Source organism: Rhodococcus sp. NPDC060086 (genome assembly GCF_042730275.1).
Taxonomy (GTDB): Bacteria; Actinomycetota; Actinomycetes; order Mycobacteriales; family Mycobacteriaceae; genus Rhodococcus.
This window is the reverse complement of the sequence record NZ_JBHWWZ010000049.1, coordinates 21,760-36,584: the sequence shown is the minus strand read 5'-3', so window position 1 is coordinate 36,584 and position 14,825 is coordinate 21,760. Positions and strand designations below refer to the sequence as shown.

Sequence of the window (14,825 nt, the reverse complement as noted above, 5' to 3'; positions counted from 1 at the left end):
CAACCTTCGTTGCGGGCCGCCGGTGTCGAAACCCGAGGCTTGTGGACGTACCCGGTGAGTTGTCCATGTGTTCACCAGATTTGTTGTCACCGTAGCGCAGTCAAGGTTGAGGGAGAGCTGACGTGGCCAGCGACAAGATTCAGCGCGTCGGTGTGCTCGGCGCCGGCATCATGGGCTCGGGTATCGCCGAGGTGTGTGCGCGCGCTCATGTCGACGTCCTGGTGTTCGAGCAGACCCGCGAACTCGCGGCAGCCGGACGCGCACGGATCCTCCGGTCGCTCGACCGCGGAGTGAGTACCGGGAAGATCACCGAACGTGAGCGCGAACAGGCCGCATGGCGGCTGCGCTTCACCTCCGATCTCGAGGACTTCGCCGATCGACAGCTCGTAGTGGAAGCCGTCGTGGAGGACGAGAAGGTCAAGGCGGAGATCTTCACGAAGCTGGACAAGGTCGTCACCGATCCTGATGCGGTACTCGCCTCCAACACGTCGTCGATCCCGATCATGAAGCTCGGTATCGCGACCTCATCACCCGACCGCGTCATCGGAATGCACTTCTTCAATCCGGTACCGGTACTCCCTCTGGTCGAGATCGTGACCACCCTCAAGACCAGCCGCGCGGTGTCGGAACGCGCGGAGGCCTTCGCCGGCGACATCCTCGGCAAGCAGGTCGTCCGATCGTCCGATCGAGCTGGGTTCATCGCGAACGCACTGCTCGTGCCCTACCTTCTGTCGGCGGTGCGGATGGTCGAATCCGGTTTTGCCACCAAGGAGGACGTCGACAAGGCGATGGTGCTCGGGTGCGCTCATCCGATGGGTCCGCTCGCGCTGACCGATCTCGTCGGGCTCGACACCGTCAAGTCGATCGCGGACTCCATGTACGACGAGTTCAAGGAGCCGCTGTACTCGGCGCCCCCACTGCTGCTCCGTATGGTCGAGGCCGGACTGGTCGGCAAGAAGTCGGGAGCCGGCTTCTACGAATACGCCGACAACGGTCGTGCGACCAAGAAAGCCGGCTAGTCGGGCAGCGCCCATCGCGATGTGCACGAGGGAGAGGTCGATTCCGCCATGGCAGGCCACGGCTCGAGCGTCCTCGGTTATTCGCGCATCGGGCCTCGCCGCGAACTCACACGCGCTCTCGATTCCTAGTCGATCGGTTGGGTACTCGAGTTGCTGACCGAGCAGCCGAATCGGTGGACCTCGACCGGCGGTGGGCGAACCCGGACGGTGGTCTCGAGCCCCGCCGGAACGGGCAGATCGAGCCGTCACTGCGCAACCTCGTCGCGGCGGCGCGCACCCGCGGGCGCACGGTCGTTCAGGGAAGAGTAGGCATAGAGGTATGAGCGACTCGGCTGTTCCGACCATCACTGCTGCTGCATTCACCGCCACCTCTGCGGATGCCCCACTGACGAAGACGACGATCGAGCGCCGCCCGCTGGGGCCGCGTGACGTGCTGATCGAGATCGAATTCGCGGGCATCTGCCACTCGGACATCCACGTGGCCCGCAACGAATGGGGCGGTACGAAGTACCCGATCGTGCCCGGTCACGAGATCGTCGGACGCGTCGCCGCCATCGGCTCCGAGGTCACGAAGCGCATCGTCGGCGATCGGGTCGGCGTCGGATGCTTCGTCGATTCCTGCGGTGAGTGCGACCCGTGCAGCACAGGTTTCGAACAGCACTGCGTCAACCGGGTCACCGCGACGTACAACTCCGTCGGCCGCGATGGCCAGGTCACCCAGGGCGGCTACTCGACGCACATCGTCGTCACCGAACACTTCGTGCTGAGCGTGCCGGACGGGCTCGATCCCGCCGCGGCGGCGCCGTTACTGTGTGCGGGCATCACCTTGTACTCACCGCTGAAGCGGTGGAAGGCGGGCCCCGGCACCAAGGTCGCGATCATCGGCATGGGCGGTCTCGGACACGTCGGTGTCAAGATTGCCGCTGCGCTCGGCGCGGAGGTCACCGTACTCAGCCACACCCTCGCGAAGAAGGAGGACGGCCTGCGTTTCGGCGCCGTCGATTACCGCGCCACCACCGATCAGACGATCTTCAAGGAGCTTCGCGGCAAGTTCGACCTGATCCTCAACACCGTGTCGGTCAACCTCGACCTGGATCGGTACCTGTCTCTGCTGTCGCTGCAGGGTGTCCTGGTCGAGCTCGGGTTGCCCGAGAACCCGTTGTCGCTGCGCGCGTTCTCCCTCGGCAACAACGACCGGGCGATCGCGGGGTCGAATGTCGGAGGTATCGCACTGACTCAGGAGATGCTCGAGTTCTGTGCGGCGAACGGCATTGCCGCCGAGATCGAGTTGATCTCGGCGGATCGTATCAACGAGGCCTACGACCGTGTCGTGGCGAGCGACGTGCGGTACCGATTCGTCATCGACGCTGCCACATTCTGAGCCGAAAGCGGGGACATTCCGATCCGGCGACGGTCAACGGGCCGGTCAGAAATTGTCACCGAGCTGATCACGGAGTTGCGCGAGAGTCTTTGCCAGCAGGCGAGAGACGTGCATCTGCGATACTCCGACCCGTTCGGCGATCTGCGTCTGGGTCATGTTGCCGAAGAACCGCAGCATGACGATGGATCGTTCGCGTTCCGGTAGCGCGTCGAGCAGTGGGCGCAGCGCCTCGCTGTTCTCGACCTCGTCGAGGGCAGCGTCGTACTCGCCGAGCGTGTCGGCCAGAGTGAGTCCGTCCTCGGCCTGTGACGACGAACGATCCACGGAAATCGTCGTGTAGGCGTTGCCCGCGACCAGCCCCTGCAACACCTCTTCCTGGTCGATGCCCAGCTCCTGCGCGAGCTCCTTCGCCGAGGGCGCGCGACCCAGACGCTGCGACAGGTCGGCGGTGGCATGGCTCAACGACAGGTGCAGTTCCTTCATGCGACGTGGGACCCGCACGGCCCATGCGGTGTCGCGGAAGTGTCGGCGGACCTCGCCCATGATGGTGGGCACCGCGAACGACACGAAGTCGGCTCCGCGGTCCGCGTCGAACCTGTCGACAGCGTTCACCAGGCCGAGCCGGGCGACCTGCACGAGATCTTCGAACGCCTCGCCGCGACCGTCGAAGCGGCGTGCGATGTGTTCGGCGAGTGGCAGGCAACGTTCGACGACGCGATCACGGATCGCAGAGCGTTCCGGGTTCTCGTCGTCGAGCTCGGCGATCTTCTTCAGCTCGTCGACGACGTCGGTGTACTCGTCGTTCGATCTTCCCGTGGTCCGGCTCACCGAGCGGCGCTACCTTTGGAGATTGCAAGACCGATGGTGCTCACCGTTGCACCGCTGGCGTCGGTATCGGAGGATACGGACACCGAATCGGTGAGTGAGTTGAGTACATGCCATCCGAACGAGCGAGGCTGGCTGCTGGATGTACCGGTGTGGGTGTGCGCCGACAGGTTGATGTTCACTCGGGACACGGTGACCTCGAACGTGCACGACAGGGTCGACCTGTCCGTCGAATTCATGATCAGTCGGGTGGCGGCCTCGTCGATGGCAAGTTTGATGTCTTCCACCGTGTCGAGGTCGAAGTCGTGCTGCAGTGCGATTGCTGCGGCAACCGCGCGCAGCACCGAAAGCTGCGCGGCGTCGGCTTGTACTCGTAGCTCGACTATCGGGTGGGTGCGTTCGTGTGCCGAATCTGCCGACGCGGATTTCGCCATGAGTGTTGTTTCTCCGTGACTGCGAGTTGAGTGCGGGGTCTATGTCGTCGGTGTGTGTCCGTCCGTGAGACTACCCAGCCGGTGTGAGTTCAATCCTCGGGGATGATCCTTCGGGAATGTGCCCGGTTCTTCGGGCGGTCGGACACTTGCAGCAGAATCCGATCGGGTTGAGTACCCGCTGACTCTGCTATCGTTGAAAGCGGTTGAGCACACAGCCTGGAACTCGAAGGCGTCACTCGGTGCGCGGTGTTCCGGTGGACGCTCACGTACCACTGCTGCCGTCGCCGCATCTGTAGCGCCTTTCAAATTTCTCAGATGTTGGGAAGTGCAATGACTGCTACAGAGAGTCTCACTGCGCCGATTCGGTCGATGCAGGCCGTCCCGCCCAGTGGTTCGATCGGGTTCGGCGCGGGCGCGCAATTCTGCGCGCAGAAAATCAGCTCGACCCTCGTTCGTGTCGGTGTGGCCGGCGAAATCGATATCCGTAACGCGGTGGCGCTGAGTGACTTCGCGCTGGGGCAGCTTCGCTCCTCGTCACGTGTGATTCTCGATCTTTCCGAGGTCGAGTTCTTCGGCACGGCGGGCCTGCGGGTGTTCGAGGAGCTCGACGGGGAGAGTGGTGGGGCCGGGGCGCGTTGGGCGCTCGTCTGTGGGAGGCCGGTTCAGCGACTGTTGCGCATCATCGACCCCGACCAGCGTGTTCCCGCATATACCTCGCTGGAAAGTGCCATGAGAGCGCTGCACCCCGCAGCCTGAAACCATCCGAAGATCGCGGCAGGCTGTAGTGGTCAGCGGGTCGCGAAGACGTTGCCGTGCAGGGTGAATCCTTGTGCGGCAACGCCTTTTCGGCCAGACCAGGGCTGTTCCTGCGGGACGCACTACCGCGTCCCTACCTGGGCGGTGGATGAAGCGCGACGTACGGGAATGCACCGGTCGTATACGCGCGCCGTGTCTGCCGCGACACGATCCCAGGAGTATCTCGCGACTGCACGGTCGCGACCGGCGATCCCGTAGGAGTCGCGTGTCGTCGGATTGCCGAGCAGTCGGCGTGCCGCCTTCACAAGTGCTTCGGGTGAGCGCGGCGGCACGAGAAGGCCGGTCATGCCGTCGACCACGGTGTCGAGCATTCCTCCGACCGCGGCTGCGATCACCGCTCGTCCACACGCCATGGCCTCGAGGGGGACGATGCCGAACGGTTCGTACCAGGGGTCGCATACGACGATGTCCGCCGAGCGCAGGAGTGCGGGCATCTGTGCGCGTGTGATCCGGCCGGGCATCTGTACGCGGTCGTGCACGCCGTGCCGTCGTGCAACTTCGGTGAGTCGTGTTGCTTCGGGATCGCCGGACAGGTCGCCATCCAGTGGGCCTCCGGCCACGACGAGTTCGGTGTCGGGAAGCATCGTCAACGCCTCGATCGCGACGTCGAAACCCTTTCGGGGAACAAGTCTTCCTGCGGTGACGATACGATGCTTCGTTCGACGGGGGAGGATGGTGGAGCCGGTCGGTTGGAACTGGGTCGGATCTACACCACAGGGAACGACCGAAGTGCGCGAGCGAGGCAGACCCATCCTGGCGAGCTCGAACACTTCGTCGGAGCAGGTCGCTATCACTCTCGTGGCACCGCGGGAAATGAGCTTCTCGAGACGGATCCGGTCTGGTGGGCTGGTATCTGCGGAGCCCTGATGTCGATGCTTCACCACGCCCAGTTCATGGAAGGTCTGCACTGTCGGAACACCCAGCTCCCGCGCCGCCAGTTGAGTGGCGATTCCTGACATCCAGAAGTGTGCGTGCGCGACATCCGGAAGGTCGCGAGACCATTCTTGCTCGAGGAACGCTCCGAATCCTCCCATGAGGGGTAGTAAATCGTCCTTCGATAGCTGTTCAGGTGGACCCGCCGGCACGTGCACCACCTCGTAGTCCCCCTCGGCGCGTACACGTTCGGGAAGATCGGGCCTCTCGCGGCGGGTGTACACCACGACCCGGTGTCCGGCACGCGCCAACGCTGCGGAGAGTTCTGCGACGTGGACACTCTGGAGACCGGCGTCGGCGCCACCGAGAGCAGCGAGTGGACTCGCGTGTTCGGATACCATCGAGATCTTCATCGGCTTCCTTTCCGATGGACGGTGGCCACCAGTGCGTTCCAATCGGAGAGAAATCGATCGAGACCGTATGCCTCCACTCCGGCTCTGCGTGCGGCCTTTCCACACGATGCTGCGGACTCGTGAACGACGCGCTCCACTGCCGTGCGGAGGGTCGAGGCGGGCCGCTGCAGGATCACCGCATCGATGTCGGCCGAAACAAGTTCGTGTGCAGTGAAGTTCACGGCAGTGCGCGGACCGGGCCACCCGCACCGGCCGCGTCTCCACGGGCCGGCGTCGGGCAAGGAGGGCAGCAGGTAGCGGTACGGCTCCTGTACGAACGAGGTCGTCCAGGAGCCGTGCACAAGCCACAGAAGTATGTTGTACGGTTTGCCCGCCATGAAGAAGGGGTTCCCGTGCCGTGTCCGCCCAAACCTTTCGATGTCTTCCGCCTGGCGCTACGTCGCGACCCCCGCCGAAATGCCGGCGTACATCACCATCAGGACGAAAAGCGCCCAGCCGGCGCCGTGCCAGATCGGCCACCGTCCGCCATCCCTCCACACTCGGTAGGTCTGGACGAATGCGCCGAGCCCTCCCAGCAGAAGGATGACGACTGGGCCGAACACGAGAATCTGCCGGGCGGGATCCGTACACACTGCGAATTCGGCGTCTGCGCAACTATCGCCGGACGTCGCCGACCATACGATCACTCCGGCCATGATCAGCAACGCGAGTGCGATCACAATGGCCGCATACCGGGCTGCGCTACGGAATGCTTTGGGGTCCCGCCAGCGTTTCTCCACATCCTGAGTCATGGCCGAATGTCAGCTTTCGACGCGATCGGCGAGTTGTTCGTGGCCAGCCTGGCGCGCACAGTGGGCGCAGCAGAACATCACGCCGCTCGCCTCGACTCCGTGACCGAGGATTCTGCAGTGGCAGTGTGCGCATTCGGGCGCCATGGCGTTGACTGCGCACTCGAAACTGTCGTATGTGCCGGTGACATTCCCGCGTGTGACGGTGAAGGTCTTGTCGTAGTCGTTGCCACAGGTATCGCACGTGGGCATGGCACAACTCCTATCGTCGATGGGCCTTCCGTACACATCGGGTGCCCAGCCCGGTGGGAGGGCAAACCCCAGCGCAGTAGGCGTACGGGCCTTTCGCAGAGAATTCGGAAGCGATCAGGTTTCAGTGGCCTGGCGAACGGGCATCCGATATCGGACCGCCCGCATCAGGGGCGTTGTTGCCGCCTTGCGGGTACTGGATCGACGGACTCGCGTCGCCGAACCGAGGAGGGACACATGAGCGTCTCAGATCCCGAACCGCATGGAAATACGGATCCGCGTCCCGATCGCACGCCGGATCTCGAGGTCGGCGGCGGAGTGAGCCCCGGTTCGACTCCGCCCGAGTCGTCGGAAACATCGGGCCTGTCCGCGCCGGAGCCGCGAACGAGCTTCAGGTTTCCGCCTACGGGGTGGATGTCGTTGGTCGCGGTCGTGGTGATCGTCGTGCTTTTCGCGGCGGTGATCGTCGGGATTCTGCTCTGACGATCGAGCAGACCCGGTGGTGCGCGATACAGGTGGACGACACGGCTGAACCAGAACGAATCGACACGAGTAGGGAGTTATCAATGGCAGACGAGAAGAGTGGCCCCAGCGAAGGCATCAAGGGAGCCGTCGAAGGTGTCAAGGGAAAAGTCAAGGAAGCCGCTGGTGCAGTGAGTGGAAACGACGACCTCACCCGCGAAGGCCGCGCCCAGCAAGACAAGGCAGAGAGCCAGCGCGAAGCTGCGAAGAAGGAAGCGGAGGCGGAGAAGGCGCGCGCCGAAGCCGAAGTGGACGAAGCGCGTCAGCGCTCACAACAGTAGCCGTTTCACCGGCAGTAGCCCGGTACGCATCAGTAGCTGTCGGGGGGTGCCCGAGGCCTGGATCAGGCCTCGGGCACTCGGTCGTGCAATGTCATCAACAGATGATCGAAATCCGTGCGAGAGAGGGAGTGCGCGCCCGCGCCGGTGGTCGCCTCCGCCACGAGGTGTTCCGACAGCGTCCGTACCTTGACATTGGTCTCCTGTGAACGCCAGATGAGGATTTCGAAGGCGCGTTGGGCGGGAATGGCGTACACCACCATCAGGATGCCTTTGGCCTGCTCGATCACGGCGCGTGCCTCGGCAAGCGCTGACACCGCCTCGTCCACGCCTTCACGGATATCTTCTCCGAGTGCTTCCGACAGGTCGAGATAGAACCCGCTTGTGCCCAGTACGGTGCCGTTCACGTCGATCAGGCGGTCGCCGATCACGGCCACATTCTTGGTGTTGCCTGCGGTATCGATGATGCGATGCCTGCTGCTGAACGGCTCGCCCGTCGTGCGCACCGCCTCGAGCAGTTCTGCGAGTTGCTTCTTGTCATCGGGATGCTTGTGCTGCAGCAGCAACGCGGTGGTGGGCTGCACTGTGCCCGGCGCATAGCCGTGCATGGCGGCCACTGCGTCGGACCACTTCCACTTGTCGTCGGCAAGCAGATACCGGAAACTCCCGACATGCGGGGATGAGCCCGGGTGGGTTACAGCTTCCTCGAGGGCGGCGGCACGGTCCTTCATAGGACAGATTATGCGTCAATCCGTACGGGGAGCAGTCCTCGGGCCGACAACATCGTCGGAGGCACGCGCTCACCTCGGGTAACACGCGGAATGTCAGGTATGTCGCGAGTGTCCGACCGTCGAGTGACCGGCCGAAGTGTACGGATCGATGCCGCGGATCACGCCGCGCGCAAGGCACCGAGGAAGCTGTGCGCCCAGCGGTCGACGTCGTGGGTCATCACCTGGTTGTGCATCGAACGCATCCGTCGTGTCAATCCGGGATCATCGGATCGCACGGCTGCGAGTATCGCGTTCTTCACGTCCTCGAGGTCGTGTGGATTGACCAGCAAGGCGCGACGTAATTCGGCGGCGGCGCCGGCGAATTCGCTCAGAACCAATGCTCCCTTCCCGTCGCTATGGCAGGCCACGTACTCCTTCGCGACCAGGTTCATACCGTCGCGCAACGGCGTGACCAGCATGATGTCTGCTCCCGCATACATCGCGACGAGTTCGTCGCGTGCAACCGGACGGTGAATGTAGTGCACGACGGGGCTGCCCACGCGGCCGAATTCGCCGTTGATGCGCCCCACTTCTCGTTCGACGTCGTTCCGCAGCGAGGCATAGGCCTCGAGACGCTCGCGGCTGGGGGTCGCGAGTTGCACCATGGCGGTCTTGTAGGGATCGAGTGCTCCGTCCTCGAACAGCTCCCGGAGAGCATCGAGGCGCACGTTGATGCCCTTGGTGTAGTCGAGTCGGTCCACGCCGAGCAGGAAGATCTCGGGATTTCCGAGCTCTTCTCGGATCTGCTTTGCGCGCAGCGCCGTGCTCGGCTCCAAGGAATGGTCACGGAGCCCGGACGCGTCGATGGAGATCGGGAATGCGTCCACGTGCACGTTCCTGGTCCCGAGGTCGATCCGACCGCCTTCGGACCGGCGATGGGTGCTGGGCAGGTCGAAGAGTCGTCGAGTCAGATACCGGAAGTTCTCGGCACCTCCCGGAAGGTGGAATCCGACGAGATCGGCGCCGAGTAGACCGTCGACGACCGCTTTGCGCCAGGGCAACTGCAGGAACAGTTCGGGCGGCGGGAACGGAATGTGCAGGAAGAAACCGATCGTGACGTCGGGACGCAGCTCGCGGAGCATTCGCGGCACGAGTTGAAGCTGATAATCGTGGACCCACACCGTGGCACCTGGGGCGGCGGCCCGCGCGGTGGCTTCCGCGAAGCGGCGGTTGACTTCTCGGTAGGTGAGCCACCACCGTCGATCGAAGGTGGGGGCCACCAGCGCGTCGTGATAGAGCGGCCACAGTGTCGCGTTGGAGAAGCCCTCGTAGTATTCGGCCACTTCACTCTCACTCAGCCGGACCGGGTGGAGCGTCAACCCGTCCTCGACGAAGGGGTCGAGATCGATGTCGGCAGTGCCGGTCCACCCGACCCATGCGCCGTCGACGGATCGAAGCACCGGTTCGAGGGCGGTGACGAGACCACCGGGGCTGCGTTGCCATTGCGGCGGCTCGTCGTCGGACGGCGTGACGAGATCGATCGGTAACCGGTTCGCGACCACCACGAAGTCATGGGGACTGTGTTCGCTCAGCACGACCGTGGCACCTATCTCTGGCCTATCACTTCGACGTCTCCGATTTCGCGAACACATCGACGACTGCAGAGCAGAATGCGGGTAGGTCGTCCGGGTTGCGGCTCGACACCAGGTTCCGGTCGATCACCACTTCCTTGTCGACCACCGTGCCGCCTGCGTTGCGGATATCTGTCCGGACACTCGGATACGACGTCAGCGTGCGGTCACGCACGACGTCGGCTTCGACGAGTGTCCACGGTCCGTGGCAGATGACGCCGACGGGCCGTCCCGAGGTGACGAAGTCTCGGACGAACGCCACTGCTTTCTCGTCCTGCCGGAGATGATCGGGGTTGGTCGTCCCACCCGGCAGAAGCAGTCCGTCGTAGTCGTCGACCGACGCCTCCGCGACCACCTGGTCGACCGGGTGCTTTCCCGCGGCATGCACGTCCTTCTCCATCGCCTGGATCTCTCCTCTTTCCAGCGACAGCAATCGCACCGTGGCTCCTTCCTTCTCCACTGCGCGGCGCGGCTCCACGAGTTCCACCTCCTCGACACCGTGGGTCGCAAGGATGGCAATGGTTCGGCCCGTCAGGCGTCCACTCTGTGCTGTGCTCATGATGATCAACCCTTCTTCGACGTCGTTGCTCCCGCATACCCGGCGGGCCGGGCGAAGAACCCACCTCGATCGAGAATGGGTATCCCGGTGGTCAGCACGACGTGGTCCGTGCGTACGTCGCCATCGCCGGTCACCACCGTGCAACCCGAACTGTCGGTGCGCACCGTACGAATTCTGAGGTGTGTGAACACATCTCCGCAGAGGTCGCGAATCTCCTGTACCGCAGCGCGCAGCATGGGCATCGGGTCGAATTGAACCTGATTCGGCACGAGGACTGCGGCGGTGACTGTGTAGGGAAGCCGGGTCTCGCGTACGAGGCGGGCCGGCAGCCGGTGGTGTTTCCTGTGGTCACCGCGCCGATGTCGCGCGCTTCGATCAGTGCCACCCGCTGACCCGCACGCGTCGCCAGCAAGGCCGTGACAACGCCCGTGAGTCCGCCCCCGACGACGACGGTGTCGTAGGCGTCGGCGCGCTGAGGCCAGGTGTCATGCACGTGAGCGTCGACATCTCGGGTGTGCCACAAGGACCGCGCTTCGTCACCGATCCGGGAATCACCGGGGGAGTTCATTTCCACGACATACCCGTCGCGGGCGATTTCATGCTGCGGATGTTCCACGGTCCGCTCGTTTGCCTCGAGGTGGCACGGGTACGCCGATGTTCACGTCTCGAGGAACGGAGGAGCGAAATGAAAGCAGTCACATGGCAGGGTCGACGTGAAGTGAGTGTCGATACCGTCCCCGACCCACGAATCGAAGAGCCGACCGACGCAATCATCAAGGTCACCACCACCAATCTCTGCGGTTCCGATCTGCACTTGTACGAAGTGCTCGGCGCCTTCATGACACCGGGGGACATCCTCGGTCACGAACCGATGGGCATTGTGGAGGAGGTGGGGTCTGCCGTCACGAACCTCACCCGCGGTGACCGCGTGGTCATTCCGTTCCAGATCTCGTGCGGACACTGCTTCATGTGCGATCACGGACTCCACTCGCAGTGCGAGACCACGCAGGTGCGTGAGCAGGGGAGCGGGGCCGCGCTGTTCGGCTATTCGAAGCTGTACGGCAGCGTGCCCGGCGGGCAGGCAGAGTATCTGCGGGTTCCCCACGCCGATGCGACCCACATCAAAGTCCCGCAAGGCCCCGCAGACGATCGATTCGCGTACCTCTCGGATGTTCTACCGACCGCATGGCAGGCCGTCGATTACGCCGAGATCCCGGACGGAGGCACCGTTACGGTCCTCGGTCTCGGTCCGATCGGCGATATGGCGGGCCGGGTCGCGATGCATCGTGGAGCACGGGTCATCGCAGTCGACCTCGTACCGGAGCGGCTGGCGCGGGCAGCGGCGCGAGGGATGGAGGTCATCGATCTCGGCGATGCCGGTTCGGACCTCGCCGACCTCATCCGCGACCGCACCGATGGGCGTGGCAGCGATTCGGTGATCGACGCGGTCGGCATGGAAGCACACGGCTCGCGCGTCGCCAAGTTTGCTCAGAGCGCTACCGGCTACCTGCCTTCGGCGATCGCCGCGCCGTTGATGGAGAAGGCGGGAGTCGATCGCTTGAACGCCCTGTACACCGCGATCGACGTGGTGCGCCGCGGCGGCACCATCTCCTTGATCGGTGTGTACGGCGGAATGAGCGATCCGATGCCGATGATGACCTTGTTCGACAAACAGATACGTTTGCGCATGGGCCAGGCGAATGTGCTGCGGTGGGTGCCCGAGATCCTGCCGCTCCTCACGGACGACGATCCCCTCGGGGTGGATACTTTTGCGACGCACCGACTGCCGCTGTCGGACGCACCACACGCATACGACATCTTCCAGCGAAAGCAGGACGGTGCAGTGAAGGTCGTCTTCACTCCCTGACGGAATGTCGTGCGTCCTGCCCGACGCTCTCGCGCGTGCGGGCCCCTTGCGCTGAAGGAGGATTCGATGGCCAAGCGGAATGTTGCCGACTACCTGCTCGAACGGTTGCGTACCTGGGGAGTCGAGCACGTGTTCGGATATGCAGGTGACGGGATAAACGGCATCCTCGCGGCCTGGGAGCGCGCCGGAAACACGCCGCGGTTCGTTCAGGCGCGGCACGAGGAGATGTGCGCGTTCGAAGCCGTCGGGTACGCGAAATTTTCGGGACGTGTCGGGGTATGCGTTGCCACCTCCGGGCCGGGCGCGATACATCTGCTCAACGGCCTCTACGATGCGAAACTCGATCACGTACCGGTGGTCGCGATCGTCGGGCAGACGAACCGATCCGCTATGGGCGGCTCGTACCAGCAGGAGGTTGACCTGCTCAGCCTGTACAAGGACGTGGCCAGCGACTACGTGCAGATGGTGACAGTGCCCGAGCAATTGCCCAACGCACTCGACCGGGCGATCCGGACAGCGTCGACCCGACGGGCCCCCACCGCGCTGATCATTCCGGCGGACGTCCAGGAACTCGACTACTCCCCGCCGACACACGAGTTCAAGATGGTGCCGTCGAGCATCGGATTCGATACCCCGACCCTGGCTCCCGACGAGACCGCGGTGGTACGGGCTGCGGAGATCCTCAACTCCGGCGACAAGGTCGCCCTGTTGGTGGGGCAAGGTGCGCGAGGTGCACACGAAGAGATCGCGGAGGTTGCCGAACTGCTCGGTGCAGGCGCCGCCAAAGCGCTCCTGGGCAAAGACGTGCTCTCCGATGAACTGGGGTGGGTCACCGGTGCGATCGGACTGCTGGGCACCCGCCCGAGCTACGAGATGATGGCCGGCTGCGACACCCTTCTGACCATCGGCTCGTCATTTCCGTACAGCCAGTTCCTGCCCGACTACGACCAGGCCCGCGGCGTACAGATCGACATCGACGGTCACATGATCGGTATGCGCTATCCCAACGAGGTCAATCTCGTCGCCGATGCGAAAACAGCCTTGCGTGCCCTGATTCCGCACCTCGTTCGCAAGGAGGATCGGTCGTGGCGAGAGGGAATCGAAGCCGAGGTGGCGCGCTGGTGGGAGACCATGGAGATGCAAGCGCAGGTGGACGCCGATCCGGTCAATCCGCTGCGGTTGTTCTCCGAACTCTCGCCTCGCCTACCCGATGATGCGATCGTCACCGCAGACTCCGGCTCCGCGGCCAACTGGTACGCCCGCCAATTGCGGTTTCGTGGTCGTATGCGCGGCTCCCTCTCGGGGACCCTGGCGACCATGGGTCCCGGTGTCCCCTACGGGATCGGCGCCAAATTCGCCCACCCGGAACGTCCAGTGATCGCGCTTGTCGGCGACGGTGCGATGCAGATGAACGGACTTGCCGAGCTGATCACCATCAAGCACTACTGGCAGGAGTGGGACGATCCGCGGCTCATAGTTGCGATCCTGCACAACAACGACCTGAATCAGGTGACGTGGGAGATGCGGGCGATGTCCGGTGCGCCGAAATTTGCTCCCTCTCAAACTATTCCGGACGTCGACTATGCTGCGTTCGCCGAGGGGCTCGGCTTGCGCGCGGCGAACGTCACGGCTCCCGATCAACTTGCGGGGGCGTGGGAGGCGGCGCTGTCGGCGGATCGGCCCACTGTCCTGGACGTGTACACCGATCCGAACATGCCGCCGATCCCGCCGCACGCGACCTGGGAGCAGTTCAAATCCGCTACCGCCGCGGTTGTACACGGCGACGAAGACGCCTGGGGATTCATCAAGACCGGAGTCAAGACCAAAGCGCAGGAATTCCTTCCGCATGACGACGGCTGACTCCGGGCGGGTGTGCATCCCGCGAAAGTGGGAACCCGAAAGTCATGACACACAGCGGTGGCCTCGCTCAGCCGGAAGCACGAGCAGCGGGACGTCTACTCGCCGTCCTGGACGAACGTGACAACGGCACTCTGGTCCGAGCGGTGTGCGATCTCGCTCGGACGAACAGAGACGCATCGGCGCAAGACGACGTCCGCTACGATCGCGTACTCGAATGGGTGATCACGAGGATCGCAGAAATCATCAACGAGCCGCTGGAATGGGGGCCTCCGGAACCAGCGGGATATCAGCTCACCTTCCGCACACTGGATGGTCGTGCTGTCGATTTCGTCGACGCCTCTCCCTCGGTGCAGTGCGTTGCCCGGGCGGTAGAAGCGGAACTCGCCGACGACGTCGAGACCGTCCGAACAGTCCTCGACGATGCCGACCACGCACCTACTTCTCTTCGCGCCGATATTCTCCTCGAATCACTGACTCTGCTGGACCGCCTTCTCGATGCGCGGCTGCGACACGCCGCAGAAGAGTGAGTCTTCGACCACGCGCTCCGTACGAAATCCGGGTTCGAGGTTTTGCACGAACCTCCGGTGCCGACGTCCGGTT

Annotated in this window: 17 protein-coding genes and 2 pseudogenes; 8 read left to right on the top strand and 11 right to left on the bottom strand. The window is 63.9% G+C overall.

Going from position 1 to position 14,825, the window contains the following annotated elements; all coding sequences use genetic code 11:
* The first annotated feature begins 122 nt into the window (after positions 1–122).
* Positions 123–1,019 carry a 3-hydroxybutyryl-CoA dehydrogenase gene (locus ACFWB0_RS21190; protein WP_378492397.1) on the top strand — a complete coding sequence of 299 codons (897 nt, stop codon included), beginning with the start codon at positions 123–125 and terminating at the stop codon, positions 1,017–1,019.
* A gap of 319 nt (positions 1,020–1,338) precedes the next feature.
* Positions 1,339–2,400, top strand: a complete 1,062-nt coding sequence (locus ACFWB0_RS21185; RefSeq protein ID WP_378492396.1) for an NAD(P)-dependent alcohol dehydrogenase — start codon at positions 1,339–1,341, stop codon at positions 2,398–2,400.
* Between the two features lie 45 nt (positions 2,401–2,445).
* Here ACFWB0_RS21185 and ACFWB0_RS21180 read toward each other — a convergent pair whose 3' ends face one another.
* Together ACFWB0_RS21180 and ACFWB0_RS21175 are read right to left on the bottom strand one after the other, a co-directional pair.
* Positions 2,446–3,228: a SigB/SigF/SigG family RNA polymerase sigma factor gene (locus tag ACFWB0_RS21180; RefSeq protein WP_378492395.1), complete on the bottom strand. Its 783-nt coding sequence runs from the start codon at positions 3,226–3,228 to the stop codon at positions 2,446–2,448.
* Positions 3,225–3,659: an ATP-binding protein gene (locus tag ACFWB0_RS21175; RefSeq protein ID WP_378492394.1), complete on the bottom strand. Its 435-nt coding sequence runs from the start codon at positions 3,657–3,659 to the stop codon at positions 3,225–3,227. The genes ACFWB0_RS21180 and ACFWB0_RS21175 overlap by 4 nt, the downstream gene beginning before the upstream one ends.
* A 330-nt stretch (positions 3,660–3,989) precedes the next feature.
* Between ACFWB0_RS21175 and ACFWB0_RS21170 the strand changes: the two genes are divergently transcribed.
* Complete coding sequence (locus ACFWB0_RS21170) at positions 3,990–4,415, top strand: STAS domain-containing protein (protein WP_378492393.1); 426 nt, start codon at positions 3,990–3,992, stop codon at positions 4,413–4,415.
* A gap of 122 nt (positions 4,416–4,537) precedes the next feature.
* On the opposite strand, the gene ACFWB0_RS21165 is transcribed toward ACFWB0_RS21170, so the two are convergent.
* Genes ACFWB0_RS21165 through ACFWB0_RS21150 form a run of 4 tightly spaced genes read right to left on the bottom strand, consistent with a single transcriptional unit; the run spans position 4,538 to position 6,801 of the window.
* Positions 4,538–5,761 (bottom strand): glycosyltransferase, encoded by a 1,224-nt coding sequence (locus ACFWB0_RS21165; protein ID WP_378492392.1) that lies wholly within the window; start codon positions 5,759–5,761, stop codon positions 4,538–4,540.
* Positions 5,758–6,138 (bottom strand): hypothetical protein, encoded by a 381-nt coding sequence (locus ACFWB0_RS21160; RefSeq protein ID WP_378492391.1) that lies wholly within the window; start codon positions 6,136–6,138, stop codon positions 5,758–5,760. Before ACFWB0_RS21160 ends, ACFWB0_RS21165 begins: the two co-directional genes overlap by 4 nt.
* Before the next feature lie 57 nt (positions 6,139–6,195).
* Complete coding sequence (locus tag ACFWB0_RS21155; protein ID WP_378492390.1) at positions 6,196–6,552, bottom strand: hypothetical protein; 357 nt, start codon at positions 6,550–6,552, stop codon at positions 6,196–6,198.
* Positions 6,553–6,561: 9 nt separating this feature from the next.
* A complete protein-coding gene (locus ACFWB0_RS21150; RefSeq protein WP_378492389.1) occupies positions 6,562–6,801 on the bottom strand; it encodes a hypothetical protein in 240 nt (79 codons plus the stop codon).
* A gap of 234 nt (positions 6,802–7,035) precedes the next feature.
* Between ACFWB0_RS21150 and ACFWB0_RS21145 the strand changes: the two genes are divergently transcribed.
* Both ACFWB0_RS21145 and ACFWB0_RS21140 read left to right on the top strand, forming a co-directional pair.
* The gene (locus ACFWB0_RS21145) at positions 7,036–7,281 is read left to right on the top strand and encodes a DUF6480 family protein (protein ID WP_378492388.1); all 246 of its coding nucleotides are present in this window, start codon (positions 7,036–7,038) and stop codon (positions 7,279–7,281) included.
* A gap of 83 nt (positions 7,282–7,364) precedes the next feature.
* Positions 7,365–7,601 (top strand): CsbD family protein, encoded by a 237-nt coding sequence (locus tag ACFWB0_RS21140; protein WP_378492387.1) that lies wholly within the window; start codon positions 7,365–7,367, stop codon positions 7,599–7,601.
* A 62-nt stretch (positions 7,602–7,663) separates the two neighbouring features.
* Here the strand turns inward: ACFWB0_RS21140 and ACFWB0_RS21135 are convergent, their stop codons facing one another.
* The 5 genes and pseudogenes from ACFWB0_RS21135 to ACFWB0_RS21115 all read right to left on the bottom strand — a co-directional run.
* Positions 7,664–8,329, bottom strand: coding sequence for a PAS and ANTAR domain-containing protein (locus ACFWB0_RS21135; RefSeq protein ID WP_378492386.1), 666 nt, complete (start codon positions 8,327–8,329; stop codon positions 7,664–7,666).
* A gap of 158 nt (positions 8,330–8,487) precedes the next feature.
* Positions 8,488–9,900, bottom strand: coding sequence for a trehalose-6-phosphate synthase (locus tag ACFWB0_RS21130; RefSeq protein ID WP_378492400.1), 1,413 nt, complete (start codon positions 9,898–9,900; stop codon positions 8,488–8,490).
* A 28-nt stretch (positions 9,901–9,928) separates the two neighbouring features.
* Entirely contained in the window at positions 9,929–10,498 is a 570-nt protein-coding gene (locus ACFWB0_RS21125) for a type 1 glutamine amidotransferase domain-containing protein (protein ID WP_378492385.1), read from the bottom strand.
* A gap of 5 nt (positions 10,499–10,503) precedes the next feature.
* Positions 10,504–10,839, bottom strand: a pseudogene (locus ACFWB0_RS21120) (hypothetical protein); the annotation flags it as partial.
* Between the two features lie 5 nt (positions 10,840–10,844).
* Positions 10,845–11,066 (bottom strand): annotated as a pseudogene (locus tag ACFWB0_RS21115) (FAD-dependent oxidoreductase); the annotation flags it as partial.
* Positions 11,067–11,183: 117 nt separating this feature from the next.
* On the opposite strand from ACFWB0_RS21115, the gene ACFWB0_RS21110 reads away from it, so the two are divergent.
* From ACFWB0_RS21110 to ACFWB0_RS21100, 3 genes are all read left to right on the top strand, one after another.
* Entirely contained in the window at positions 11,184–12,365 is a 1,182-nt protein-coding gene (locus tag ACFWB0_RS21110; protein WP_378492384.1) for a zinc-dependent alcohol dehydrogenase, read from the top strand.
* A 66-nt stretch (positions 12,366–12,431) separates the two neighbouring features.
* On the top strand, positions 12,432–14,225 hold the full coding sequence (locus tag ACFWB0_RS21105) for a thiamine pyrophosphate-requiring protein (RefSeq protein ID WP_378492383.1): 1,794 nt from the start codon (positions 12,432–12,434) through the stop codon (positions 14,223–14,225).
* A 44-nt stretch (positions 14,226–14,269) separates the two neighbouring features.
* Positions 14,270–14,752: a hypothetical protein gene (locus tag ACFWB0_RS21100; protein WP_378492382.1), complete on the top strand. Its 483-nt coding sequence runs from the start codon at positions 14,270–14,272 to the stop codon at positions 14,750–14,752.
* The last annotated feature ends 73 nt before the right edge of the window (positions 14,753–14,825 follow it).